At 69.2% G+C, this 23,016-nt stretch carries 25 protein-coding genes; 7 read left to right on the top strand and 18 right to left on the bottom strand.

Annotated features, from left to right (window positions below; all coding sequences use genetic code 11):
* Positions 1-73: 73 nt before the first annotated feature.
* The 10 genes from ON37_RS07650 to ON37_RS07605 form a co-directional block, all read right to left on the bottom strand.
* Entirely contained in the window at positions 74-916 is an 843-nt protein-coding gene (locus tag ON37_RS07650) for a DegV family protein (protein ID WP_040718093.1), read from the bottom strand.
* Between the two features lie 17 nt (positions 917-933).
* Positions 934-1,647 carry a diglucosylglycerate octanoyltransferase gene (octT, locus tag ON37_RS07645; RefSeq protein ID WP_040718116.1) on the bottom strand — a complete coding sequence of 238 codons (714 nt, stop codon included), beginning with the start codon at positions 1,645-1,647 and terminating at the stop codon, positions 934-936.
* Positions 1,648-1,993: 346 nt separating this feature from the next.
* Positions 1,994-2,635, bottom strand: coding sequence for a histidine phosphatase family protein (locus ON37_RS07640; RefSeq protein WP_040718115.1), 642 nt, complete (start codon positions 2,633-2,635; stop codon positions 1,994-1,996).
* 59 nt (positions 2,636-2,694) lie between these two features.
* Positions 2,695-3,093, bottom strand: coding sequence for a ribosome silencing factor (rsfS, locus tag ON37_RS07635; protein WP_040718092.1), 399 nt, complete (start codon positions 3,091-3,093; stop codon positions 2,695-2,697).
* 4 nt (positions 3,094-3,097) lie between these two features.
* Entirely contained in the window at positions 3,098-3,733 is a 636-nt protein-coding gene (nadD, locus tag ON37_RS07630) for a nicotinate-nucleotide adenylyltransferase (RefSeq protein ID WP_083892802.1), read from the bottom strand.
* A gap of 119 nt (positions 3,734-3,852) precedes the next feature.
* Positions 3,853-4,491, bottom strand: a complete 639-nt coding sequence (locus tag ON37_RS07625) for a hypothetical protein (RefSeq protein WP_157171379.1) — start codon at positions 4,489-4,491, stop codon at positions 3,853-3,855.
* A 176-nt stretch (positions 4,492-4,667) separates the two neighbouring features.
* Entirely contained in the window at positions 4,668-5,003 is a 336-nt protein-coding gene (locus ON37_RS07620; RefSeq protein WP_040718088.1) for an MmcQ/YjbR family DNA-binding protein, read from the bottom strand.
* 15 nt (positions 5,004-5,018) lie between these two features.
* Positions 5,019-6,464 (bottom strand): vWA domain-containing protein, encoded by a 1,446-nt coding sequence (locus ON37_RS07615; RefSeq protein ID WP_040718114.1) that lies wholly within the window; start codon positions 6,462-6,464, stop codon positions 5,019-5,021.
* 47 nt (positions 6,465-6,511) lie between these two features.
* Positions 6,512-7,408 carry an AAA family ATPase gene (locus tag ON37_RS07610; protein ID WP_040718086.1) on the bottom strand — a complete coding sequence of 299 codons (897 nt, stop codon included), beginning with the start codon at positions 7,406-7,408 and terminating at the stop codon, positions 6,512-6,514.
* Positions 7,409-7,581: 173 nt separating this feature from the next.
* Positions 7,582-8,850, bottom strand: coding sequence for a glutamate-5-semialdehyde dehydrogenase (locus ON37_RS07605; protein WP_040718085.1), 1,269 nt, complete (start codon positions 8,848-8,850; stop codon positions 7,582-7,584).
* An 82-nt stretch (positions 8,851-8,932) separates the two neighbouring features.
* On the opposite strand from ON37_RS07605, the gene ON37_RS07600 reads away from it, so the two are divergent.
* Genes ON37_RS07600 through ON37_RS07590 form a run of 3 tightly spaced genes read left to right on the top strand, consistent with a single transcriptional unit; the run spans position 8,933 to position 12,004 of the window.
* Positions 8,933-10,585, top strand: a complete 1,653-nt coding sequence (locus ON37_RS07600; RefSeq protein WP_040718113.1) for an MFS transporter — start codon at positions 8,933-8,935, stop codon at positions 10,583-10,585.
* Positions 10,586-10,638: 53 nt separating this feature from the next.
* Positions 10,639-11,097 carry an SRPBCC family protein gene (locus ON37_RS07595; protein ID WP_040718084.1) on the top strand — a complete coding sequence of 153 codons (459 nt, stop codon included), beginning with the start codon at positions 10,639-10,641 and terminating at the stop codon, positions 11,095-11,097.
* A gap of 52 nt (positions 11,098-11,149) precedes the next feature.
* On the top strand, positions 11,150-12,004 hold the full coding sequence (locus tag ON37_RS07590; RefSeq protein WP_040718083.1) for a ribokinase: 855 nt from the start codon (positions 11,150-11,152) through the stop codon (positions 12,002-12,004).
* Positions 12,005-12,036: 32 nt separating this feature from the next.
* On the opposite strand, the gene ON37_RS07585 is transcribed toward ON37_RS07590, so the two are convergent.
* Positions 12,037-12,606, bottom strand: a complete 570-nt coding sequence (locus ON37_RS07585; protein WP_040718081.1) for a TetR/AcrR family transcriptional regulator — start codon at positions 12,604-12,606, stop codon at positions 12,037-12,039.
* Between the two features lie 129 nt (positions 12,607-12,735).
* Between ON37_RS07585 and ON37_RS07580 the strand changes: the two genes are divergently transcribed.
* The gene (locus ON37_RS07580) at positions 12,736-14,460 is read left to right on the top strand and encodes a nitroreductase family deazaflavin-dependent oxidoreductase (protein ID WP_040718080.1); all 1,725 of its coding nucleotides are present in this window, start codon (positions 12,736-12,738) and stop codon (positions 14,458-14,460) included.
* A gap of 79 nt (positions 14,461-14,539) precedes the next feature.
* On the opposite strand, the gene ON37_RS07575 is transcribed toward ON37_RS07580, so the two are convergent.
* From ON37_RS07575 to ON37_RS07555, 5 genes are all read right to left on the bottom strand, one after another.
* Positions 14,540-15,418 carry a VOC family protein gene (locus ON37_RS07575; RefSeq protein ID WP_040718112.1) on the bottom strand — a complete coding sequence of 293 codons (879 nt, stop codon included), beginning with the start codon at positions 15,416-15,418 and terminating at the stop codon, positions 14,540-14,542.
* 25 nt (positions 15,419-15,443) lie between these two features.
* Positions 15,444-16,589: a ferredoxin--NADP reductase gene (locus tag ON37_RS07570; RefSeq protein ID WP_083892806.1), complete on the bottom strand. Its 1,146-nt coding sequence runs from the start codon at positions 16,587-16,589 to the stop codon at positions 15,444-15,446.
* Between the two features lie 54 nt (positions 16,590-16,643).
* Positions 16,644-16,889 (bottom strand): hypothetical protein, encoded by a 246-nt coding sequence (locus tag ON37_RS07565; protein WP_040718079.1) that lies wholly within the window; start codon positions 16,887-16,889, stop codon positions 16,644-16,646.
* An 11-nt stretch (positions 16,890-16,900) separates the two neighbouring features.
* Entirely contained in the window at positions 16,901-18,043 is a 1,143-nt protein-coding gene (locus tag ON37_RS07560) for a 3-ketosteroid-9-alpha-monooxygenase, oxygenase component (protein ID WP_040718110.1), read from the bottom strand.
* A gap of 181 nt (positions 18,044-18,224) precedes the next feature.
* Positions 18,225-18,710: a flavin reductase family protein gene (locus ON37_RS07555; protein WP_040718109.1), complete on the bottom strand. Its 486-nt coding sequence runs from the start codon at positions 18,708-18,710 to the stop codon at positions 18,225-18,227.
* A 251-nt stretch (positions 18,711-18,961) separates the two neighbouring features.
* Here ON37_RS07555 and ON37_RS07550 point away from each other — a divergent pair, with 251 nt between their 5' ends.
* Together ON37_RS07550 and ON37_RS07545 are read left to right on the top strand one after the other, a co-directional pair.
* The gene (locus ON37_RS07550) at positions 18,962-19,864 is read left to right on the top strand and encodes an IclR family transcriptional regulator (protein WP_083892801.1); all 903 of its coding nucleotides are present in this window, start codon (positions 18,962-18,964) and stop codon (positions 19,862-19,864) included.
* 38 nt (positions 19,865-19,902) lie between these two features.
* On the top strand, positions 19,903-20,529 hold the full coding sequence (locus ON37_RS07545) for a PadR family transcriptional regulator (RefSeq protein ID WP_051031313.1): 627 nt from the start codon (positions 19,903-19,905) through the stop codon (positions 20,527-20,529).
* A gap of 11 nt (positions 20,530-20,540) precedes the next feature.
* On the opposite strand, the gene ON37_RS07540 is transcribed toward ON37_RS07545, so the two are convergent.
* Positions 20,541-21,203: a class I SAM-dependent methyltransferase gene (locus ON37_RS07540; protein WP_040718078.1), complete on the bottom strand. Its 663-nt coding sequence runs from the start codon at positions 21,201-21,203 to the stop codon at positions 20,541-20,543.
* 148 nt (positions 21,204-21,351) lie between these two features.
* Between ON37_RS07540 and ON37_RS07535 the strand changes: the two genes are divergently transcribed.
* Entirely contained in the window at positions 21,352-22,590 is a 1,239-nt protein-coding gene (locus ON37_RS07535; RefSeq protein WP_174362081.1) for a bifunctional 3,4-dihydroxy-2-butanone-4-phosphate synthase/GTP cyclohydrolase II, read from the top strand.
* Positions 22,591-22,637: 47 nt separating this feature from the next.
* Here the strand turns inward: ON37_RS07535 and ON37_RS07530 are convergent, their stop codons facing one another.
* Entirely contained in the window at positions 22,638-23,000 is a 363-nt protein-coding gene (locus ON37_RS07530) for an MmcQ/YjbR family DNA-binding protein (protein ID WP_051031316.1), read from the bottom strand.
* Between the last annotated feature and the right edge of the window lie 16 nt (positions 23,001-23,016).

The following is a 23,016-nucleotide window of genomic DNA, read 5'->3' as shown; positions in this document are numbered from 1 at the left end:
TGGGGACAGTGGCCCAGCCTGTGGACAACAGGACGTCCGGCCACCGTATCTGTCGGTGGCTACTGCCGACCGATCAGCCGCAACCGCCCGGCACGACCAGCACGCCCACTGCCCCGACGCCCACGTGCACGCCGAGCGTGGGCCCGAATTCCGCCGTGACCAGTTCCCGCAGCCCGGGAATCAGCTCACCGAGTTGCGCCGCGACGGTCGCGGCGGCGGTAGCCGCACCGAGGTGCTGGACCGCGACCGCGGCGCCGTCGTCCCCGGCCGCATCGACCGCTGCGGCAACGAGTTTCGCGAATGCCTTGGATCGCGTGCGGGCCTTCTCCCGCAGCTCGAGTTTGCCGTCCACGATCTGCAGAATCGGCTTGGTCACCAATTCGGTGCCGAAGAACATCGCGGCGGTGCTCAGCCGCCCACCGCGCCGCAACTGCTCGGTCCGGTTGACGACGATGAAGGTGCGCGAACGGCCGGCCGCCGCCACCGCGGTGTCGTAGACGACGTCCAGCGTCGCGCCCGCCCGGGCTCGGCGCGCCGCCGCGAGTACCGGCAGGCCGGTGCCCAGTCCCGCGCTCAGGGAATCCACCAGCCGCACCCGGTGCCCGGCGTCCATATCCTGCACCGCCTGCCGGCCGGCCTCCCAGGTGGCCGACAGCTGCCGGGAGATGTGGACCGCCACCACGCCGTCTCCGGCGCTGAGTTCCCAGGCGTGCTCGTAGGCCGCGCGCAGTTCCCCCGGCGAGGCCGAGGACGTCGTCACCGTCGAGGAACCGTAGTCGATCTCGCAGTCGTCGACGCCCTCCGACATGGCTCGATCATCGACCAGCACATGCAACGGCACCACCACGATGCCCAGTTCCGATACCAGTTCGGCGGGGACGCTCGCCGCCGAATCGGTCACCACGACAACGGCCATGGCTCATCCGGACCGGTTCATGCACCGGCCTCGACCGCGCGTACCTCCGCCAGCACCTTCACCATGGCCCGCGCCACCGCCGCATGGCCCTCCCACCCCCAGTGGATACCGTCCGGATTCGCCGCACCCGAGAAGATGTCGTCCCGCACGGCCTCCCCCAGATCCACCAGCGGCACACCGGTTTTCGCCGACCACTCGCGCAGCGCGCGCACCGCGGGCTCGCGACCGGCGTGCACCCGGCCGTAGGCCTCGCAGTCGTGTACCGAGGGCAGCACCGAGACGACGGGCAGATCGGGTCGCAACTGCGCCAGGGCGTGGCGCGATTGTTCCAGGTAGTCGATGCTGACATGCGGCGGAAGCGCCACCGGCCGGCCGAGTTTCGACAGTCGCGGTTGTAGCCATTGATATCCGGTGCGCACCTGGCGACGCAGCACCGGCGGCCGCACATAGCGGATCAGTTCGCGCAGCGCGGTCGGCAGCGGCGAGGGCAGCGTGTCCATCCCACCGGTCGCCAGCACCACCGCGCCGGCGCGCGGGACCGCTGCCCACACCCGGGGATCACCGATCAGCGCCCAGTAGGCGTCCCGGCAGGTCCAGCCGATCCGAGCCACCAGCTCGACGTCCCAATCCAGTTCCGCCGCTACCAGATTCGGCCAGATCCGGGGATGGTCGGCGGGCAGTCCGCCCTTCGGGCCGAAGTACGACAGCGAATCGGCGATCACGACCAGCACCGGCCGGTCCGAATTCCCCGATGCGGCAACCGGTTCGGTATTCCCGCCGAGAGCGGGGACGGAGTCCGCGGCGGATACCGCTTCGTCGATTCCGGAGACGGCGTCGACCGCTGCTTGCGGCGTTGCGGTCGGCCCCGTGTGTTCCCCTGGCGGACCGGTGGAACCGCCGTCCTCGTCCGCATCCGGAGATCCGGATTCCGCAGCGGATTCCTCGACCGGTTCCGCGGGCACGCTCGGGCCGCCGAACAACGCATCCGGCAGGCGCCGAACCGGACCTTCGGACGCCTTGCGCAACAGTGCGTCGGATACCTGCCGGACCGGTTCGTCCCGGTCGTCGGAGGAGCGTTCAGAGGACATCAGGAGCTACCTTCGCCGCCGCATTCCACACATCCAGCCGCCATCCCGGCTGCTCGATGCCCGGACCGTGGCTGCTCAGCTGCACCCAGCTGGTATTGGCCAATCCGCCCAGAATCGGCCACTTGTGCTCGGGCAGTTCCAGCAGCGCGGCGGTCAGGGCCGCGATCAGCCCGCCGTGCGCGACCAGGATGATGGTACGGCCGGGCCAGTCGGCCCGCTCGGCGAACAGTTCGCGAACCACCGGCAGCGCGCGGGCGCCGACCTCGAGTTTGCTCTCCCCGCCCGGCGGGGTGACGGTGGGATCGAGCCGCCAGGCCTTGCGCGCACCCGGATATTGCGCGTCCACCTCGAGATGGTCCATGCCCTCCCAGTCGCCGAGACTTGTTTCCCGCAGCCGCGGATCCCGCACCACCTCGAGGCCGCTGTGTTCGGCGAGCGCCAGAGCGGTGTCGTAGGCGCGGCGCAGATCCGAGGACACGATCGCGATGGCGTCCTGGGAGACCAGTTCGCGCGCAGCGTCTTTCGCCTGGCGACGGCCCAATTCGCTGAGTTCGGTGTCGATCTGGCCCTGCATGCGGTCGACGGCGTTCCATTCGGTCTGCCCGTGCCGCAACAGGATCAGCCGCCGCACCCCCGGATACTTCGTCGCCCGCGAACCGGCCGGTGCCGCACCACCTTCGGGCCTGTCGTTCACGCGGGGTCCCCGCTACCGCTCGCCGGTGCCGGGGCCGCCAGGCCCGGGACCTCGACCTGCGGGCAGTCCTTCCACAATCGTTCCAGCGCATAGAAATTGCGCTCGTCGCTGTGCTGGATGTGTACCACCACATCGACGTAGTCCAGCAGCACCCAGCGCCCTTCCCGGGTGCCCTCGCGGCGGACCGGCTTGTGCCCGGCGAGACGCAACTTCTCCTCGACGTTGTCGACGATCGCGTTGACCTGGCGCTCGTTCGGCGCGGAGGCGATGACGAAGCAGTCGGTGATCACCAGCTGATCGGAGACATCGAGGACGACGACATCGGTCGCCAACTTCTCGTCGGCGGCCCGCGCGGCGACCCGCGCCATCTCCACCGCTTGCGCTGATGCGGTCATCGGCTCACACCTTCCCGTTCCCTCCCGGCACGTACAGGTGCCGTTTCGATATGTACTGCACGACGCCGTCCGGAACGAGGTACCACACCGGGCGCCCCTCGGCGGCGCGGCGACGGCATTCGCTCGACGAGATCGCCAGAGCCGGGATCTCGATGACGGTGACCGCGTCGGCCGGCTGATTTCGCAGATGCTCCTCGAGGTGGTCGACATTCAATTCGTACCCCGGACGGCTCACCCCGACGAACTTCGCCAGCTCGAACAGTTCCGCCCAATCCTGCCATGTCAGGATGCTGGCCAGCGCGTCCGCACCCGTGATGAAGTACAGATCGGCATCGGGATGCTGATTCTGCAGGTCACGCAGGGTGTCGACGGTGTAGGTGGCCTTCTCCCGGTCGATGTCCGCGCGGCTGACCGAGAACCGCGGATTGGAGGCGGTGGCGATAACCGTCATCAGATAGCGGTCCTCCGCGGGCGAGACCTGCCGCGACGACTTCTGCCACGGCTGCCCGGTGGGTACGAAGATCACTTCATCGAGGTCGAACCGGTTGGCGACCTCGCTGGCGGCAACCAGATGCCCGTGATGGATCGGATCGAAGGTACCGCCCATCACGCCCAGTTTGCGCCGACCTGTGTTTTGCACGAATGCCGAGCTTACTGGGCGGGCCCGAACCGAGTCGGTCTCGTCGGCCGATCCGCCCGATCGCGCCCGCGCACACTGTCCTGCGATGTGCCGCGGCGTCCGCCCGGCGATGTCCTCGGCTACCGCCGTCGAGCGCGGTGAGTCCACCGCTGCCACCGCGCGGCCGCCCCTTCGCGCACCCACGCCACGGGACCGCGGGCCCGCAGTTCCGCTCGAGCGGCAGCACCGACCAGGTCACCGTGCAGTTCGGCCCACTGGGACCGGCCGACGACGACCGCCGCGCCCGAGCGGTAGGCGCGCGCGGCGGCGCGATACCGACGGCCCTGCTGCAGGCAGTGGCCGAGTTGTTCGTAGAGCACGGCGATCTCCTCCGGCGGATAGGGCAGTTCCGCAGCGCTCAGCGCACTCGCGAGGAGCGGCAGGGCCGACCGGTAGCGCCCCCGTCGGTAATGCACGCGGGCGGCGAGCACGGTGTGATGGGCGGCGTCGGCGGCGGAGACGTCCATCCAGCGGTGGGCAGCGGCCAAGGCGGCGGCGGCCAGATCGTCCTCGCGGCCGCGCTGCTGGGCGACCGCTGTGACCACGAGCGAGGCCAGCCTGGCCAGCTGCCGATCCGACAGCACACCGGAACCGATATCGACCGCCTGCCGCAGCATGCGCTCGGCGGCCGCGGGGTCGGCCCGCAGCCGCGCGATCGCGGCCTCGGTCAGCTCGCGCATGTCCCCCTCGTCCCGGAACGGGTCGGATTCGGCACTCAACGAACGGCCTCCGACCCGTGGGAACGTCGTTGCGCCGCGGGGACGCTCGGATGGGCGGCGGGGAATTCGTCGGCGAACTCCCCCGATGGGCTCGGCACGCGCGAATGATCGGCGGTCCGGCTTGGGAAGTGCTTAACAGCCGCTGATGGTGGCGCACCCGCGCGGCAGACCGCCGGCTATCCCTGCGGACGCTTGGATTTGGGTAGTTTCGCCACGATCTCGGCGTAGGACTGATCGATCAATTCGTGCACTTCGGCATCGGACACCGCTCCCCCCAACCGAATCGTGTTCCAGCCGTAGCGCCCGATATAGGCCGATGCGCTGACCTCATCGGGGTAGATGTGCACAAACTCGTCGGCCTCGAGCCGGCTGCGGCCACATTTCAGCGTCACCGCATCGGAGCCGACGAAGGCGAAGATCTTGTCGCCGACCTTCGCGACCACATCGCCCTCCCAGGGTTCGTCGCGCCAGGCGCCCGGCTTGGTGAGGCAGTATCGCAGCAGATCGCTCATGACCCTCCTCGCTCGCTACACCGGTAGCAGCCGGCTCACCACTCCGGTCAGCTGACGTGCCGAACGGCATTCGTGCATCTCGACCACCTCGGCGTACCGATTCGCGGCGGAATCGCCGGTGCCCCACATCTTCTCGGCCTCCGGATTGAGCCAGTGCGCGTGTTTGGCCACCTGGACCAGCTCGGCGAGCGTGTCCAGCGCCGGGTCGCGGTAGTTGGTTCGGGCATCACCGAGGATCAGCAGCGAGGTGCGGCTGGTCACCACATCGGGCCACTCCTGCGCGAATCCCCGCAGCGCCGCCCCGTAGTCGGAATGGCCTTCGAATCCGACCACCTTCGTTTCGGTGAAGATGCGCCGGGTCACCTGGTCCAGCGGGGTGACCTGATCGAAGATGTGGGTCACCTCGTCCACCCGGTCGACGAAGGCGAAGATTCGCACCCGGGAGAATTGTTCGCGCAGCGAATTCACCAGCAGCATGGTGAAACTGGAGAATCCGGCGACCGAGCCCGAAATATCGCACAGCAACACCAGATCGGGACGGCCGGGTCGCGGTTTGCGCGTCTGCAGCGTGATCGGCACGCCGCCGGTCGACATCGACTTGCGCAGCGTTTTGCGCAGATCGATCTCCCCGCGCCGGGAACGGCGGCGGCGCGCGGCCAGGCGCGATGCCAGCACCCGGGCCAGCCGCTGCGAACCGCGCCGCAATTCGGCCAGTTCGTTCTCCGAGATCCGCAGGAAATCGGCGTCTTCGGCCTGACGTTGCACGCCGTAGGTGGCGACCCGCTCGCGGCCCAGCCGCTCGGCGACCCGGCGGCGGGTCTCGGCCTCGACCGTGCCACGGAAGGCTTTGACCCGCTCGCGGGCGGCGCGGCGGGCGACCTCGGTGTCGAATTCCGAATTGTTCTGTCCGGCAGCCAAACCCGCGAGGATCTTGCTGATCAGTACCTCGGGCTGCACATCCTTCAGCGTCTGATACGCCGAGAAGGAGGGCCCGTTCGCGGACTGGTACTGCCCCATCTGCTCGACCATCTGCGCGGCCAGATTCTGCAGCTGCCGGGTCTGCTCACCGGTTGGTTCGGCGGCCAGCATCTCGGCGAGCATCCGCCGCAGTTCGAACAGATCGATGTCCCCGTCGGCCCGCCGCGGCAGCTCGATGTCCTCGGCGCCGGACCGCTCCCCCAGCGCAGCGGGAAACCACAGCTCGAACAGGCCGTCGAAGGTGGCACGCTGGGTGGGGCGGCGCAGCAGCGCGCAGGCCAGCCCCTCGCGCAGCATCTCGCGATCCATCAGATCGACCACGGTGAGCACCCGGCCGGCATCGACGGTCTCCGACGGGCCGACCGGAATTCCCCTGGCGCGCAATGCCTCCACGAAGCCCACCACGTGTCCGGACAATCCGTGCGGGGCGATCTGCCCCGGCTCGGGCGCCGCTGCGGACGCGGGTGCGGACCCGCCACGCAGCGCGGCGGATACCAGCGCGCGCGGTGAGGTGCGCTTACCGGACACGATCAGGCCAATTTCAACTCGGCGAGGGCGCGCTGGTGATCGCTCTGATGTTTGAGCACCACCCCGAGCGTCGCGCGCACCGTCTTGTCGTCCAGATCCTTCAGCCCCAGGGCCAGCAGCGTGCGGGCCCAGTCGATGGATTCGGCGACCGAGGGCAGCTTCTTCAACTGCATTCCGCGCAGCACGTGCACGACCCGGACCAGCTGTGCGGCGATGGCGGGCTCGAGGTCGGGAACCCGGCTGGCCAGGATGCGACGCTCGAGTTCCTCGTCCGGAAAGTCGATGTGCAGGTAGAGGCAGCGGCGTTTCAACGCCTCGGACAGCTCCCGGGTGGCGTTCGAGGTGAGGACCACGAACGGGCGCCGGGTCGCGGTGATGGTGCCCAGTTCGGGGACGGTGACCGCGAAATCGCTCAGTACCTCCAACATGAGGCCCTCGATCTCGACATCGGCCTTGTCGGCCTCGTCGATCAGCAGCACGGTCGGGTCGGTGCGCCGGATCGCGGTCAGCAGCGGGCGCTGTAGCAGGAATTCCTCGCTGAATACGTCGGCTTTGGTATCGGCCCAGGCGTTTCCGGCATCGGCGTTGCCGGACGAGGTGGCGGATTGGATGCGCAGGATCTGCTTGGCGTGATTCCACTCGTAGAGCGCCCGCGCCTCGTCGATGCCCTCGTAGCACTGCAGCCGGACCAGTTCGGCGTCGGCGACCTGAGCCACCGCGCGCGACAGCTCGGTCTTGCCGACACCGGCGGGACCCTCGATCAACAGCGGCTTACCCAGCCGGTCGGCCAGGAACACCGAGGTCGCCGTGGCTTTGTCGGCCAGGTAGCCGGTGCCGGCGAGACGATCGATCACATCGTCGACCGAGGCGAAAATCGGCTCGTGCACAGTCGTCTGCACGTGTGTGGCCCTCCTTCGACGGGTCCGGCGCCCGTATCGACGAACAACAGCGCAGACCACAGCAGGTATGCACCGTAAAGAACACCTGCTCACGACGGTACACACCCGCGGGCCGGATCCGATACTCCGGTGCCGGCGAGACCACCGGCTCGGCCGAGGCCGGCCGGGCCGAGTCAGCTCGGCCGGATCTGGCCGTCACCCCAGACGATCCACTTGGTCGAGGTCAGCTCCGGCAGCGCCATCGGCCCGCGGGCGTGGAGTTTCTGCGTCGAGATGCCGATCTCGGCGCCGAACCCGAACTGTTCGCCGTCGGTGAATGCCGTCGAAGCGTTGACCATCACCGCGGCCGCGTCCACCCGTGCGGTGAATTCGCGCGCCGCCTTCAGGTCGGCGGTCACGATCGCCTCGGTGTGCCCGGTGCCCCATTCGTTGATGTGATCGACCGCGGCGTCGAGATCGTCCACGACCTTCAGCGCGATATCCAGCGAGAGATATTCGTCGGCCCAGTCGTCGTCGGTGGCCGGGACCAGACCCGGCAGATCGCCGTGAACCGTCACCTGGGCGCGTTCCAGCGCGCCGATCAGGCGGGGCACCGCGGTGTCGGCGATCGCACGGTCGATGAGCACCGTCTCGGCGGTGTTGCAGACACTGGGGCGGCGGGTCTTGGAGTTCAGCAGGATCGATTCCGCCATCTCGAGATCGGCGGCGGCGTGGACATAGACATGGCAGTTGCCGGTGCCGGTTTCGATGGTCGGGACCTGCGCATCGCGCACCACTGCGTTGATCAGGCCGGCGCCACCGCGCGGGATGACCACATCCACCAGACCGCGCGCCTGGATCAGATGGGTCACGCTGGAACGGTCCTCACTCGGCAGCAACTGGACGGCGTCGGCCGGAATCTCTTGTGCCACAAGGGCGTCGCGCATGATCGCCACCAGCGCGGCATTGGATCGCGCGGCCGAGGACGAACCGCGCAGCAGGGCCGCGTTCCCGGACTTCAGGGCCAGTCCGAAGGCGTCGACGGTGACATTCGGGCGGGCCTCGTAGACCATTCCGACCACACCCAGCGGCACCCGCACCTGCCGGATCTCCAGCCCGTTGGCCAGAGTCGATCCGCGCAGCACCACTCCGACCGGATCCGGCAGGCCGGCGACCTGCCGCAGCCCGGAGGCGATGCCGTCGATGCGATCCTGCGTCAACCGCAAGCGGTCCAGGAGCGAGGCCGCGGTCCCGGTCGCCTCGGCGGCCGCGATGTCCTCGGCGTTGGCGCCCAGCACGGTGTCCTTCGCCGCGAGCAGGGCATCGGCCGCGGCATGCAGCGCCGCGTCCTTCTGCGCGGTCGTCAGCTGCGCCAACGTCCGCGACGCCACCCGAGCCCGCCGAGCCGCGTCGTGCACGGCCTCGCGCACGGTATCCACTTCGCCGACAGTTCCAGCAGTCATGGTGAACAGCCTACTGACCGGGCCACGGAGCGCGCCGCCGGATAACCCGGCGCCCGTCGGTGCCGGCGACTACCGTGTGCACATGGTCGCCACCATCCGGTTGTCCACCGGTTCCGGTCGCTGGGTGCTGCTCGCCACCGTGCTCGGATCGGGTATGGCGATGCTGGACGCGACCGTGGTGAATGTGGCGCTGCCGCGCATCGGCGAGGAATTCGGCACTTCGATGGCCGGGCTGCAATGGACCGTCAACGCCTACACCCTGACGCTGGCCGGGTTGATCCTGCTCGGCGGTTCGCTGGGAGACCGGTTCGGGCGCCGGCGGATCTTCCTGGTCGGGGTGGTGTGGTTCGCCCTGGCCTCGGCGATATGCGGTGCGGCCCAGGGCATTCCGATGCTGATCGCCGCCCGTGCCCTGCAGGGAGTGGGCGGGGCGTTGCTGACACCGGGTTCACTGGCCATCATCCAGGCCTCGTTCGTCAAGGCCGATCGCGCTCGCGCCGTGGGCGCCTGGTCCGGTCTCGGCGGCGTCGCGGGTGCGATCGGTCCCTTCCTCGGCGGCTGGCTGGTCGGCGCGGCCGGGTGGCGCTGGGTGTTCCTGCTGAATATTCCGCTGGCGGCGGTGATCGTGCTGGTCGCAGCGCGACACGTGCCGGAAACGTACGGTTCCGAAACCGCCGGCAGCACGGCCGCTCGGACCCGTCCCGGCGCGGGCGAGCGCACCGAGTCGCCGCGTCCGGTCGGTGATGCCGACGTGGCCGGACAGCCGGCGCGGACCGCGGGCCACGAAGGGTTCGATGTGCTCGGCGCGGTTCTCGCGGCGCTGTGCCTCGCGGGCATCACCTACGCGCTGACCATGGCGGCCGAGCCCGGCAGCAGCCGGGTGGCGGTGGTCGGCGCGGCGGCGGTCGGCGTCGTCGCGGGGATCGCCTTCGTGCTCGTGGAGCGGCGGCGGTCGGCGCGATACGCCCGGGCCGGCCGGCCCGGCGGCCCGCCGCCGATGCTGCCGGTGGAGATCTTCGCGTCCCGGCAGTTCAGCGTGATCAACGCGGTCACCTTCGTCATGTACGGCGCGATGGGTGTGGTGTTCTTCCTCCTGGTGCTCACCCTGCAGGTGGTAGCCGGATTCAGCCCCATGGCGGCCGGGACCGCGATGCTGCCCGCGACCGTACTGATGCTGTTGTTCTCCGCCCGCTCGGGCGATCTGGCGCAGCGGATCGGGCCGCGCATCCCGATCGCCGCGGGCGTCGCACTGGCGGCCGTCGGCATGGTGTTGATGATGCGAATCGGCTCGAACGCCTCCTATCTCACCGATGTGCTGCCCGCCGCGCTCGTGTTCGGCCTCGGCCTCACCCTGGCCGTCGCCCCGCTGACCGCGACCGTGCTGGCGACCGCCGACGAACGCCACGCGGGGGTGGCCAGCGGCGTCAACAACGCCGTCGCGCGCGCGGCGGGATTGCTTGCGGTAGCGGCTGTTCCACCGTTGACCGGCCTGACCGGCGCGGCCTACACCGACCCCGCCGCCTTCGAGCGCGGGTTCCGCGAGGCCATGGTGATCTGCGCGGTCGTGATGGCCGCGGCCGCGGTGCTGACAGTGGTAGCCGTCCGCGACGACGCCCTGCGGGAGGCCGGCCCCGCCGCCGAGCCGCAGTGCAAGGTGAACTGCGCGGTCGCGGGACCGCCCGTGGAACCGCGTCGGGACGAATCGCCCGCCGGGCCGATCGGCACCCAGAAGTGAACGCGGGACTCCGCCGGATTGTCGACACGGGCGCCGGATGTTTCGATGGGGCCATGGCAGCTATCGACAGGGTGGTATCGGCGGAACGAGAAGTCTCCGCGCCGGCGGCGGACATCTTCGAATTGATCGCCGACCCGGCCCAGCAGCCGCGCTGGGACGGGAACGACAATCTCGCCCGGGCCGAGAGCGGGCAACGTGTCCGGAACGTGGCCGATGTCTTTACCATGACGCTGACCAACGGCGCCGTGCGCGAGAACCACATCGTGGAATTCGAGGAGGGACGCCGAATCGCTTGGCTGCCTTCGGAACCCGGGCAGCAGCCGCCGGGCCACCTGTGGCGGTGGGAACTCGAACCGATCGACGCGACCCGTACGCTCGTGCGGCACACCTACGACTGGACCCGGTTGACCGACGAGGGCCGGCTGCCGCGGGCGCGGGCGACCACATCCGACAAACTGCGCGGCTCCATCGATCGATTGGCGGCGGTGGTGACCGCGGCCGAACGGGCCTGACCCGCGGCGAGGTTCGACCCCGTCCGCGCGCCGGGCGGGTTACGGTGCGTGCATGGCACGGATAGCGGTGGTCGGCAGCATCAACATGGATCTGGTGACGCGCACCCGGCGGCGGCCGCGGGCCGGGGAAACCGTCCTCGGCACCGCATTCGACACGGTGCCCGGCGGAAAAGGCGCGAATCAGGCGATCGCGGCCCGGCGTGCGGGCGCGGAGGTCGACTTCGTCGGTGCGGTCGGGACCGACGTCTTCGGCCCCGCCTTGCGAAAGGTGCTCGAGGACAACGAGGTCGGCACCGCCGGGCTGCGCACCGTCGAGGGCGCCAGCGGAACCGCGACGATCGTCGTCGACGAGTCCGGCGAGAACACGATCATCGTCGTGGGCGGGGCGAACGCCGAGCTGTCCGGGCTCACCGCGGCCGACCGCGACGTCGTCGCCGCCGCGGATATCCTGTTGTGCCAGTTGGAGATTCCACTGCCCACCGTGATCGAGGCCGCCCGTTGCGCACGCGATCACGACACCCTCGTCCTGCTCAACCCCTCGCCCGCACGGTCGCTGCCGCCGAGCCTGTGGCAATCGGTCGATATCGCGGTCGTCAACGAAGGCGAAGCGGCGCAACTGGATTCGGAACTTCGGGCCGTCCCGCACGTGTTGGTCACCCGCGGTGGCGACGGGGCCACCTATCGCGGGCCGGACGGTGAGCTCACCCATCCGGGCGTCCGGGTCGAGGTGGTGGATACCACCGGCGCGGGCGACACCTTCACCGGCGCCCTCGCCGCGCACTGGCACGACGGCCCGGCCGCCGCGCTGGCCTGGGCCTGCACGGCCGGCGCCCTGGCCACGACCATCGTCGGCGCCACCGCATCCATCCCCTCCTTCGCCGCGGTGCAGCGAGCACTCGCCGAGTAGCCGCCGCTGGATGACGAGGGACGCGCCTCGATCTACTCGGCCCGGGTCGTGTGGCGGGCGATCAGTTCCGCCATCTGGGCGCCCACGCGTTCCAGCGGGGCCATCGAGCGTGTCGCCAGGGACAGCACGACCGCGCCCTCGAGCGCGGCGATGACCGTCGTTGCCAGCGCTATCGCCAAATCCGGTGCGACATCTTCGGATTCGAGGCGCTCGGCGAGAATCGTCTCCCATTCGGTGAAGGTCGCACCGGCCGCGTCGGCCGCCTCCGGCGCCTCCGCTCGGCCCAGCGCGGCCGCGACGATCGGGCAACCGGCGGTGAATTCGCTCGCGGCGAGCTTGTCCCGCCAGATCGCGGGGAAGGCGCCCACCGATGACGCCACATCGGCCCCGGCCGTGATCGTGCGCAGTAGGGCGCTGTAGGCGGCACCCGCGGCCCGGGTCGCCTCCGCGATCAGTTCCGATTTTCCGCCGGGAAAGTTCAGGTACACCGAGCGGCGGGAGATGCCGCTGTGTTCCAGCAGCTGCGCGATACCGGTACCGGACACCCCGTTGCTGCGCATCAATTCGACGGCGCTGTCGATGAGCCGGTCGCGGGCTCCCATGCTGCGATCCTTTCTCCGCCCACCCTGCACGGTCCAGCCTACCGTTGCCCTAGACCGATCGGTGTACTACTGTGCCGACTATACCGATCGGTATACCTCATTCCCCGATCCGCGCCCTGGAGGATAGGCATGTCCGGATTAGCCACCCCGCTCCCGCTGCCCTGTGGCCGGGTACTCCCCAATCGACTCATGAAGTCCGCGCTCAGCGAGGGGCTGGCGACGGCCGACCATGCTCCCGACGAACGGTTGGTCCGGCTGTACCGCCGCTGGGGCGCCGGCGGCTTCGGCCTGATCGTCACCGGCAATGTGATGATCGACCGCACCCAGCTCGGTGAACCGGGGAACGTCGTGATCGAGGACGACCGCGATCTCGCGGCGCTGACACGGTGGGCCAAGGCCGCCCAGGACGGGGGCACCCCGATCTGGATGCAGCTGAATCATCCGGGCCGCCAGGCCAATCCGCTGGCCACCCGGCAGCGACCGGTGGCGCCCTCGGCACTCGCCGCCGGCATCCCGGGCCTGCCGGTGCCACGGGCACTCACCGACGCGGAGATTCGCGACCTGATCCACCGATTCGCGACGGCGGCCCGGATCGCGGAGGCGGCCGGATTCGACGGCGTGCAGATCCACGCCGCGCACGGCTATCTGGTGTCGCAGTTCCTCTCGCCGCTGGCCAATCAGCGCACCGACGACTGGGGCGGGGACGCGCAGCGTCGGGCCCGGTTCCTGCTCGAGGTGGTCCGCGCCGTCCGGAGCTCCGTCCAACCCGGATTCGCGGTGGCGGTGAAACTCAATTCGGCCGATTTCCAGCGTGGCGGTTTCACCGAGGACGAATCCCGTGCCGTGATCGAGCAGCTGGCCGGCGAACAGCTGGATCTGATCGAAATCAGCGGCGGCAGTTACGAATCCCCGGCGATGATGGGCCGCGCGCAGACCGTCTCGGCCCGCACGGCGGCGCGCGAGGCCTATTTCCTGGAGTACGCCGACACGGTCCGCACGCTCGCGGCCTCCGTGCCACTCGCGGTCACCGGCGGATTCCGGAGCCGGGCCGCGATGTCGGACGCGATCGACTCCGGTGTCTGCGATGTGGTCGGTCTCGGTCGCCCGAGCACCGTTCGTCCCGCCGCGGCCACCGATCTGCTCGCCGGCGGTATCGACGTCCTGCGCCCGCCGCTGATCTCACTGGGCCTGCGCGGGCGCCTGGCGCGCAGCAGTGCGCTGCGCGCCGTCGACGGCGCACTCGATCTGCAGTGGCATACCGATCAACTGCACCGGCTCGGCGCCGGGCTCGATCCGGACCCGGCCCGGTCCCCCTGGTCGACCGCGGTGACGATGCTGCGCCGCAACGGTTTCGACGCCTTCCGGTCCCGGCGCGGTGCGGTCGGCGGCGATCGCGGCTCGACCAAGTTCCGCATCGACAAGTTCCGCGTCGAACGGGCGATCGGCCGCTATCTGGTCAACCCCGGATTCGCGGCGCTGGACCGGATCGGTGTGCGGTCGACCTTCGCCACGGAGCTGGAAACCATCGGGCGCAAGTCCGGGCAGCCGCGCCGAGTGCCGGTGTCGGTTCGGTTCGACGACGAGGGCGCCTGGATCATCTGCCAGCACGGGATGCGTTCGGGTTGGGGTAACAACGTGCGAGCGAATCCTGCGGTCCGGCTGCGGCAGAACGGACGGTGGCGCGCTGCCACCGCCGAACTGCGCCCGGACGACGATGTGGTCGCCCGCGCCCGGGCCTTCGCCCCGCATCCGGCGCTCGCCCCGTTGACGGCCGCCGGTTTCGCAGCGCTGCAGACCGACCCGATCTCGGTGCGGGTCACGTTCACCGACGCCCCGCCGTCGGCGGGCGCCTGAATCCTCGTCGGGCGATCCACACCGTGCGCAGGGCCGGATCCGATTGCGCCCCGCGCCGGTGCGGCTCGTCGCGTTCGGCTCAGCCGCGGGCCCATTCGTGGCCCCAGTAGCTGTCGGCCGTCATCTCTTCCGCGACGTAGTCCTCGCCCACCAGCATTCCCTCGCAGCCGAATTCGAGATCCCAGCCGCCGGGCGTGCGCACGTAGAAGGAGATCATCTTGTCGTTGGTGTGCCGGCCCAGCGTCGACGACAGGTGATAGCCCGCCTTGGTGACCCGGTCCAGCGCCCGGCCGACATCGTCGAGCGCGTCCACCTCCACCATCACATGCACGATCCCCGGCCCGTCGCCCCGCCCGCCGGGGATCAGCGCCAGACTGTGATGCCGCGGGTTGACACCCATGAAACGAATCCAGATCGGATGCTCCGGCGGACCCACCCGGAACGATCCGCGCGAGGCGAAACCGAGCACCTCCGTGTAGAACTGTCGGGCGGCCTCGATATCGGGGACCGGCAACACCACGTGCCCGAGGCCGAGATCGCCGTTCACGAAACGGTTTCCGAATTTGCCGACGACCAGGCTGTGATCGAGCAGCGGGCCGTGGAAAACCTCGACGGTGAAACCGGCGGGATCGGTGAAGCTGATCGCCTCTTCGACGTGCCGCCCGGCCGCCTCGGCGAGGCTCAGCTCGGTGACCTCGACGCCCGCGCCGACCAGGGTTTCGCGGACCAGCGCCAGCGAGCGCCGGTCGGCGACCTGCCAGCCGACCGCGATGACCTCGTCGCGCTCGCCGGGTACCAACTCCAGCCGGTAGGTGTGCTCGTCGGTACGGAGGTAGATCGAATCCGGATTCGGTCCCGTTCCTTCCGCGAATCCGATGATGTCGAAGGCGAATTCACGCCACGCGGCGACATCGGCGATCTGCGCGCGGACGTAGCCGAGCGAGCTGACGGCGGCCATATGCACTCCTTGGAGGTTCGCTGATTCAGGAATAGGTGATCGATACGTCGTCGGTGACCGGAACCGCCTGGCAGGCCAGCACATAGCCGTCGGCGAGGTCCTCGTCCTCGAGCACTTCGTTGCGGCGCATGGACACCTCGCCGGAAACCACCCGGCACACACAGGCGCTGCAGGCGCCTTCACGACACGAGTAGGGCGCCTCGAGCCCGGCCGCCAGCAAGGTATCCAACAACACCTGACTCCGGGGCCAGGTCAGCCGATGATTCGCGCCGTCGAGTTCGACCTCGACCCGCGCGGTGTCCGCGTCGTCGCCACCGGCTTCGCCGGAGACCGGCTGTTCGGCCTCGAACGGGTTCCCGCTGAGCGAGACGAACTTCTCCATGTGCACGCGGCGCCGGTCCGCGCCGTGGGCAGCCATGGCCGCGGCGACCGCGTCCATGAACGGAGCCGGACCGCAGACGAACGCCTCCCGGCCGGCCCAGGGCCGCACGAGTTCGGTGAGCTGATGCGCGCTCGGCAATCCCTGCACCGATTCCAGCCAGTGCAGCACCAGCAACCGATCCGGGTGGGCAGCGGCGAGTTCGGCGAGTTCGGCGGCGAAGATCACCGACGCTTCATCGCGATTGGCGTAGACGAGCGTGCAATGCCCGCTGCCCCGGGCCAGCACCGATTTCAGGATCGACAGCACCGGGGTGATCCCGCTGCCGCCGGCGAACAACACCAGATCCGTGTCCAGCGAGGCCGGGGTGAACAGGCCGGCCGGCGGTAACACCTGCAGGGTGTCACCGGCAACGGCGTTGTCGCACAACCAGTTCGAACCGTAACCGGTGGCCGTTCGCTTGACGGTGACCTTCAGCGGACCGTCTTCGTGCGGGGCGCTGGACAGCGAGTAACACCGGCTCACCGATCCGGTCCGCTCGCTGGGTATGCGCAGGGTGAGGAACTGACCGGGCCGATAGTCGAATCGGTCGGCGGATTCGGGCTCGGGGGTCAGCTCCAACGAGACCGCGTCGGCCGTCTCGCGGACGACGCGGACGATACGGACCAGCGCAGGCCCCTCGCCGTTGCGACCCGCGGCGCCGGCCGGTTCCGTGGCCGGAGCGTCCGCCCCGTCATCCGCCTGCGCCGCGGTCTGCCGATCGCGGGTGTCGATACCGGTTGCCGGTGTCATCGGCTGCACCACATCCATTCCTGTGCTGTCGATTTCGGGTCCGATGGCGGGCCGCTACGCGCGGGTGCGGCCGCGGGTCCGCACATCGACATCGCGCGTGCTGACTGTCAACCGGCCCTCCCGCACGGCCGCGTCGATGCTGCCGCGCAGCGCCGAGCAGGTGTGCGCGCGGGCCCCGCCCGGCGCCAGTTCGGTGCACCGCGCCGTGGCCGCGCGGTTCCACTGCACGCTCGTATGCTGCGGGCTGAATTTCTCCACCAGCACACAGGTGCCACAGGATGCGCACGTAACCTGTTCCATCGCGATTACTCTCAGCCCGCTACGGCCTGGTCGGCACGTTTGGCCAGATTCTCCGCGACCTCGGCCTCCCAGGCGGTGACCGCGCGGGTGGTATCGACCTCGAATTCGAAGCGGGCGGTCATTTCGTCGGTGACGTCGGCGACGTCGGTGTAGAACTGCTCGTACCACCGCCGCAGCTGGTAGACCGGGCCGTCCTCCTCGCACAGCAGCGGATTGTTGATGCGGGACTTGCGCTTCCAGATCGCCGCGTCCTGCTCGAACCCCTTGCCGAGGCCGCCGACGAAGGCCGCGGCGATCTGTTCGGCCCGCTCGGGCGGGACGCCCTGGGGCTTCTTCGCGATCGCCCCGTACTGCAGGACGAACCGGTTCTCGGTGATCGGGTAGTGGCAGTTGATCAGGTAGCCCTCGACCGACAGTCCCGCGCTCTCGCTGCGCAGATAGTCGATCATGTAGGAGGGGCCGTAGTAGGAGGCCTCGGAATGCAGGGTGTTCTTGCCGCCCAATGCCTTCGCGGTCTCGCCCATCATGTCCTCGCGGGAGATGGAGGTCATGTACTGGCTGGCGATGTGACCTTCGAAGACGTTCTTGAAGAAGGTCGGGAAGCCGTAGTGCACATAGAAGAAGTGCGCCATGTCGACCACGTTGTCGACCACCTCGCGGCAGTTGGCCTCGACGATCATGGAATTCCACGTCCAGTCGGTCCACTCGTCGTCGAAGGCGGCGTCGATGCGCGGAATCACGATATCGGCGGGCGGCTGTTTACCCTCCGGATCATTCCACACGAACAGCTGCTTGTTCTCCTCCAGCGTCGGCCACGCCTTCGTCCGCGCCAGCGGGGGAACCCGGCGCGCGTAGGGAATTCCGGTGCACTTGCCCTTGCCGTTCCAGCGCCAGTCGTGGAACGGGCAGGCCAGCGAGTCGCCCTTGATCGTGCCGTCGGCGAGATTGCCGCCCATGTGCGGGCAGTAGGCGTTGAGCACGTTCAGGGTGCCGTCCGCGGCCGCGAAGACCACCAGTTCGGTGCCGAACGCGGCGACGGTGTGCGGCTTACCGTCGCGGAAGGAGTCGGCCAGGCCCAGGCAGTGCCACCCGCGCGCGAACCGGGTGGGCGGTGCGCCGGCGTCGATGACCCGCACTTCGCTGTCGCTGTTCATGATTCCTCCGTCTCGATTGCCGTCGGCTCCGATCGCCCGTCGGCAGAACCACGCCCCGGGTACCGACTCGATGCTCGCCATCCGGAACGGCCCGCGGCATGCGTAGTCCCACTGTCCGGGAGATCGGCACCGGCCACCGGCCACGGTTCCCGCCGGTGCGGGGCGGTTCGGTACGCGCCCGTCAGTGGCCGTGGAGTCGTTCGAAAGCGGAGCGGTAGAACAGCAGCGGGGGCTGGTCGGAATGCTCGGTGAGCGCTGTGACCCGGGCGATCACGATGGTGTGATCCCCACCGTCGATCTCTCGGTCGAGTTCACAGTCGACAGTGGCGAGCGCGCCGCTCAGCCGCGGTGCCCCGTTCTCGGAGGGAACCCAGTCGACGCCCGCGAATTTGTCGGTCCCGCTGCGGGCCAGCGCCCGGCAGATATCGGCCTGATCGTGGGCGAGGATGTTGACGCAGAACCGGCCCACCTCGCGGATGCGCGGCCACGAGGTCGAGGTACGCGCGGGAAAGAACGCGACCGCCGGCGGATCGAGGGACAGCGACGAGAACGACTGACAGCTGAAGCCGACCGGCTCGTCGCCGGCCAGTGCCGTGATCACCGTGACGCCGGTGCAGAACCTGCTCAGCACGGATTTGAAGGTCGTATCCGAGATCGTGGGATCCATCCGGACCAACGGCTCCACGTCCACTCCTTATTTCGAACCGATATATAGCTTCTCGTCATGACACCAGGTCGCGCCCAGTGCGGGTCAACGAGCAGGCCCGGTGACCGGGAAATAGTTCGGTAGCGCCTACGTAGTTCCACCGATTCGCGAGGGGCGGGTGACCGGCCACTGTGACTGGTAACACACACACCGAAACCGCACATGCCTAGTCGAAATACTTCTAGACTGCATATGAGCCAACGGAGGTACATATGACCGTCACCGTGCTGCCCGCCGCGGAACGCACCACCACCGCCCCGCATCACGCGACGCCCGCCGCGGCTCATCGAGCCGCCGAGTCCGCCGCCACCCGGCATCCGGTCGAATCGGGCCGGCGCGCGTCCGGCGGTCCGCGGTCGGGACCGATCCCGGTGTCGATGATCGAGCGGATGACCCTGATCCTGGACGCCTTCGATGCCGCGACGCCCACACTGACGCTGCTGGAACTCGTCGAACGGACCGGCCTGCCCCGCTCGACCGTGCACCGCATCCTGGATCAGATGATCCGGCTGCGCTGGCTGGCCCATTCGGCCGGCGGCTACCGGCTCGGCATGCGCACCCTGGAATTGGGCGGACTGACCGCCGACCACAACGAGATTCGCGATGCCGTGAGTCCGCTGCTGCACGAGCTGTCCCAGCGCACCGGCATGGTCGGCCATCTGGCCGTGCTGGACGGGCGCGAGGTGGTGTATCTGGACAAGGCCGGCGGCCGGGTCGCCGCGGCACTGCCGACGCGCCTCGGCGGCCGGATGCCCGCCCACGCGACCGCACTCGGCAAGGCCATGCTCGCGGCCCTGGAACCGACGATCGCCGAGGCCGCATTCCGCTCCCGGCTGCCGCGGTTGACCCCGCGCACCCTCTGTGAACCCGATGCGCTGCACCGTGAACTCGGCCAGATCCGGCTGCGGCAGGGGGTGGCGATCGACCGCGAGGAGGCGATGGTCGGAATCGCCTGCGTCGCGGCGCCGCTGCGCGGACGGGGCGCTCCGCCGGCCGCGCTGTCGCTGTCCGGCCGGGCCGAGGCGATGAGCTACGACCGGCTGGCCCGCGTCGTCCTCGAGGTGGTACACGAGGCCGGACGGGCACTGTTCCCGCACCGCACCCGCTGGCGCTGATTTCGGATCCACATATGACTGGGCGGTATAGTTCGGCGATGACATCTGGCACCGATCTGCCGACCACCTCGTGGGCCGTGCTGGGGATGCTCTCGCATGCGGACGAGCTGTCCGGCTACGACCTGAAGAAGTGGGCGGACTGGAGTTTGCAGTTCTTCTACTGGAGCCCGTCGTTCAGCCAGATCTACGCCGAACTCAAACGCCTGGAGAAGCACGGATACGTCACCTCGCGCACCGTGACCTCCGAGGACGGTGTGCGCGGCAAGCGGATGTACGCGATCACCCCGACCGGTCGAGATGCCGTGGCGCACTGGGTCAATCACTCGCCGGTGGAGGCGCCGGTACTCAAACACAGTGTGCTGCTGCGCGCCTGGCTGGGACATCTGGCCGAACCGGAGCGGCTGCGGGAAATCCTCACGGCGCATATCGATTACGCCGAGAAGATGCGCCGCCGCGCCGCCGCCGACGCCGAGGGTTCCGAGGCGAATCCGGACTGGGCCTTCCCCAGTGCGGTGCTGCGCTGGTGCATTCGGCACTACGAGGCCGAACGGCAGTTGGCCGAGGATCTGCTCGCGGATCTGGAGGCGTTGAACAAGCGGGGCCGGCTGCCGCGTCATCGCGAATCACCGCTGGCCCCACCGAATTCGAAGGCGCGGCAGCGCTAGCGGCCGAGCCGTCACAACCGGCGGATCCGGGCCAACCACGCGGCGCTCTCGACGATCCCGTCCGCGGGGAGGTCGAGATCGGCGGCCTCGGCCGAGACCAACCCGGTCACCCGCCCGCGGTATCGCGATGGTTGCACATCGGCCAATTCCCAACCGGTACCGAACGATTCACGGATGAGGCGATCACTGATCCGCGGGCCGATCCCCGGTTCGGCGTCCGAGAGCGCCAGCAGGTGCACGGTGCCCCCGGGCGCACACAGGGCGTGCAGGGCGCGCACATACATGGCGCGATCGTCCGGCTCCTCGCGGAAGATGTGGAACAGGGCGCTGTCGACGATGGTGTCGAACACGCCGAGTTCGGCGGCGGCGGCCGGGTCGGCGCCGAGCCGGACCGCGTCGGCGACCCGGAATCGCGCGGTGGGCACGCCCTGGTCGGCGGCATTGCGACGGGCGTATTCGACCGCGCTCGGCGAGAGATCGATGCCGAGCACGTCGTATCCCCGGCGCGTCAGCGCGATCGTGTGCTCGCCGGCACCGGCGCCGATGTCGAGGACCCGGCCCCGGATCAGCCCGGCCCGCTCCAGCTCGAGAATCGCCGGCTGCGGCTCGCCGATCACCCACGGTGCGGTGTCGTTGTCGTACACGGTGTTCCAGAACTCTGCGGCCTGTGTCATGCCTCCAGCGTGCATCCTCAACCGCACTCGAGGTCAATGCCGATCCGGCGACCGGCGGACGACCGGCTGCCCAGAATCTCACTGAGCGGAACCCTTCCTAGCGGTACGTGTTCCGGAATATTTCTATTAGGCATACAGGAGGTGCATGATGAGCGGTGAATTGGATTCCATCCGGAACGCACTCGACGCCCTGGTCGCCGGTCGACCCGTCGTGGTGGTCGACGACGAGGATCGGGAGAACGAAGGTGACCTGGTCCTGGCCGCGGAGTTCGCGACCCCGGAAACCATCGGCTTCCTCATCCGCCATACCAGCGGCGTGCTCTGCGTGCCGATGCCCGGTACGGACCTCGACCGACTCTCACTGCCACCGATGACCGCGGTCAACGAGGATCCCAAGGGCACCGCCTACACCGTATCGGTGGATGCCGCCGCCGGCATCAGCACCGGGATCTCGGCGGCCGATCGCGCGCACACCATGCGGCTGCTGGCCGATCCGCGCACCACGCCGGCCGATCTCACCCGCCCCGGTCACGTCTTCCCGCTGCGAGCCCATCCGCGCGGAGTGCTGGGCCGCCCCGGCCACACCGAGGCCACGGTCGATCTGTTGCGGGCGGCCGGACTGCGGCCGGCCGGCGTCATCGCCGAAGTGGTCAACGACGACGGATCCATGGCGCGCCTGCCACAGCTGCTGACCTTCGCCCGCACCCACGGACTGCCGATCATCTCGATCGCCGACCTCATCGAGCACCGCAAGCGCAACGAGCACACCGTCACCCGTCTCGCCGCGACTCGATTGCCCACCCGCTACGGCGATTTCCAGGTCTACGGCTACCGCGACGCCGATTCCGGAACGCAGCCGCCGGTCGAACATCTCGCGTTGGTCTTCGGCGATCCGGCCGGCACCGATGTGCTGGCCCGCCTGCACTCGGAATGCCTGACCGGTGACGCCTTCGGCTCACTGCGGTGCGATTGCGGGGAACAATTGGACGCCGCGCTGCGCGCGGTGGCGGCCGAGGGCCGCGGCGTCGTGGTGTATCTGCGCGGTCAGGAGGGGCGCGGGATCGGGCTGCTGAACAAGTTGCGCGCCTACGAATTACAGGATGCCGGCGCCGACACCGTCGATGCGAATCTGCGCCTGGGCCTGCCGATCGACGCCCGTCGCTACGGGGCGGGCGCGCAGATCCTCGGCGATCTGGGCGTCGAGTCGGTGCGGCTGCTCAGCAACAATCCGGACAAGGAGGCCGGGCTGCAGGCCCACGGGATCGCGGTCACCCGCCGGATCCCGCTGCAGACCGACCCGACCGAGCACAACGTCCGCTACCTGCGCACCAAACGGGAGCGGATGCGACACCAGCTCGCCGGTCTGGACGCGGTCGCGGCCCACTGAATCCCCCTGTGGCACAGGACCGGTCGCGGTCTCGCGCGGCCGGTCGGTCAGAGCCGATGTTCCGCCGACCAGCGCCGCGCCCGCGCCGGCGAGGCCCGCGCAAGCCAGGCGTCCTGCACAACCTCACGCAATTCGTCGAGATCGAGTTCGCCGATTCGCGACCCCCGCACCAGGACCGACGGATGTCCGTCGAAATGCGGGGTGGTGAAGAACGGCGAGTCCGGATCCTGAACCAGCGCGAGCTTGTCCGACTCCGACGGCACCCAGAAGACGATCACATCGGGGTACCGCTGTCCGGTCTCCGGGTCGACGGCATCCGGGCGCGGGTTGCGGAAGAAGATGAACGATTTGCCGCCGACCTGGTAGACGGGATTACCGCGCGAGCCGCGGACCACGTTCACATGCGGCATCTCCGATGCCAGCCGC

This window comes from Nocardia veterana NBRC 100344, from assembly GCF_000308855.1.
Lineage (GTDB): Bacteria > Actinomycetota > Actinomycetes > Mycobacteriales > Mycobacteriaceae > Nocardia > Nocardia veterana.
The sequence above is the reverse complement of the archived record's forward strand: the minus strand, read 5'-3'. Positions and strand labels throughout refer to the sequence as shown.

Excerpts from the sequence above, each read along its gene's own strand:
- ON37_RS07650 (WP_040718093.1), bottom strand. The coding sequence starts at position 916 with ATGGCCGTTGTCGTGGTGACCGATTCGGCGGCGAGCGTCCCCGCCGAA.
- rsfS (WP_040718092.1), bottom strand. The coding sequence starts at position 3,093 with ATGACCGCATCAGCGCAAGCGGTGGAGATGGCGCGGGTCGCCGCGCGG.
- ON37_RS07620 (WP_040718088.1), bottom strand. The coding sequence starts at position 5,003 with ATGAGCGATCTGCTGCGATACTGCCTCACCAAGCCGGGCGCCTGGCGC.
- ON37_RS07605 (WP_040718085.1), bottom strand. The coding sequence starts at position 8,850 with ATGACTGCTGGAACTGTCGGCGAAGTGGATACCGTGCGCGAGGCCGTG.
- ON37_RS07600 (WP_040718113.1), top strand. The coding sequence starts at position 8,933 with ATGGTCGCCACCATCCGGTTGTCCACCGGTTCCGGTCGCTGGGTGCTG.
- ON37_RS07595 (WP_040718084.1), top strand. The coding sequence starts at position 10,639 with ATGGCAGCTATCGACAGGGTGGTATCGGCGGAACGAGAAGTCTCCGCG.
- ON37_RS07590 (WP_040718083.1), top strand. The coding sequence starts at position 11,150 with ATGGCACGGATAGCGGTGGTCGGCAGCATCAACATGGATCTGGTGACG.
- ON37_RS07585 (WP_040718081.1), bottom strand. The coding sequence starts at position 12,606 with ATGGGAGCCCGCGACCGGCTCATCGACAGCGCCGTCGAATTGATGCGC.
- ON37_RS07580 (WP_040718080.1), top strand. The coding sequence starts at position 12,736 with ATGTCCGGATTAGCCACCCCGCTCCCGCTGCCCTGTGGCCGGGTACTC.
- ON37_RS07575 (WP_040718112.1), bottom strand. The coding sequence starts at position 15,418 with ATGGCCGCCGTCAGCTCGCTCGGCTACGTCCGCGCGCAGATCGCCGAT.
- ON37_RS07570 (WP_083892806.1), bottom strand. The coding sequence starts at position 16,589 with ATGACACCGGCAACCGGTATCGACACCCGCGATCGGCAGACCGCGGCG.
- ON37_RS07565 (WP_040718079.1), bottom strand. The coding sequence starts at position 16,889 with ATGGAACAGGTTACGTGCGCATCCTGTGGCACCTGTGTGCTGGTGGAG.
- ON37_RS07560 (WP_040718110.1), bottom strand. The coding sequence starts at position 18,043 with ATGAACAGCGACAGCGAAGTGCGGGTCATCGACGCCGGCGCACCGCCC.
- ON37_RS07555 (WP_040718109.1), bottom strand. The coding sequence starts at position 18,710 with ATGGATCCCACGATCTCGGATACGACCTTCAAATCCGTGCTGAGCAGG.
- ON37_RS07550 (WP_083892801.1), top strand. The coding sequence starts at position 18,962 with ATGACCGTCACCGTGCTGCCCGCCGCGGAACGCACCACCACCGCCCCG.
- ON37_RS07545 (WP_051031313.1), top strand. The coding sequence starts at position 19,903 with ATGACATCTGGCACCGATCTGCCGACCACCTCGTGGGCCGTGCTGGGG.
- ON37_RS07540 (WP_040718078.1), bottom strand. The coding sequence starts at position 21,203 with ATGACACAGGCCGCAGAGTTCTGGAACACCGTGTACGACAACGACACC.
- ON37_RS07535 (WP_174362081.1), top strand. The coding sequence starts at position 21,352 with ATGAGCGGTGAATTGGATTCCATCCGGAACGCACTCGACGCCCTGGTC.
- ON37_RS07530 (WP_051031316.1), bottom strand. The coding sequence starts at position 23,000 with ATGCCGCATGTGAACGTGGTCCGCGGCTCGCGCGGTAATCCCGTCTAC.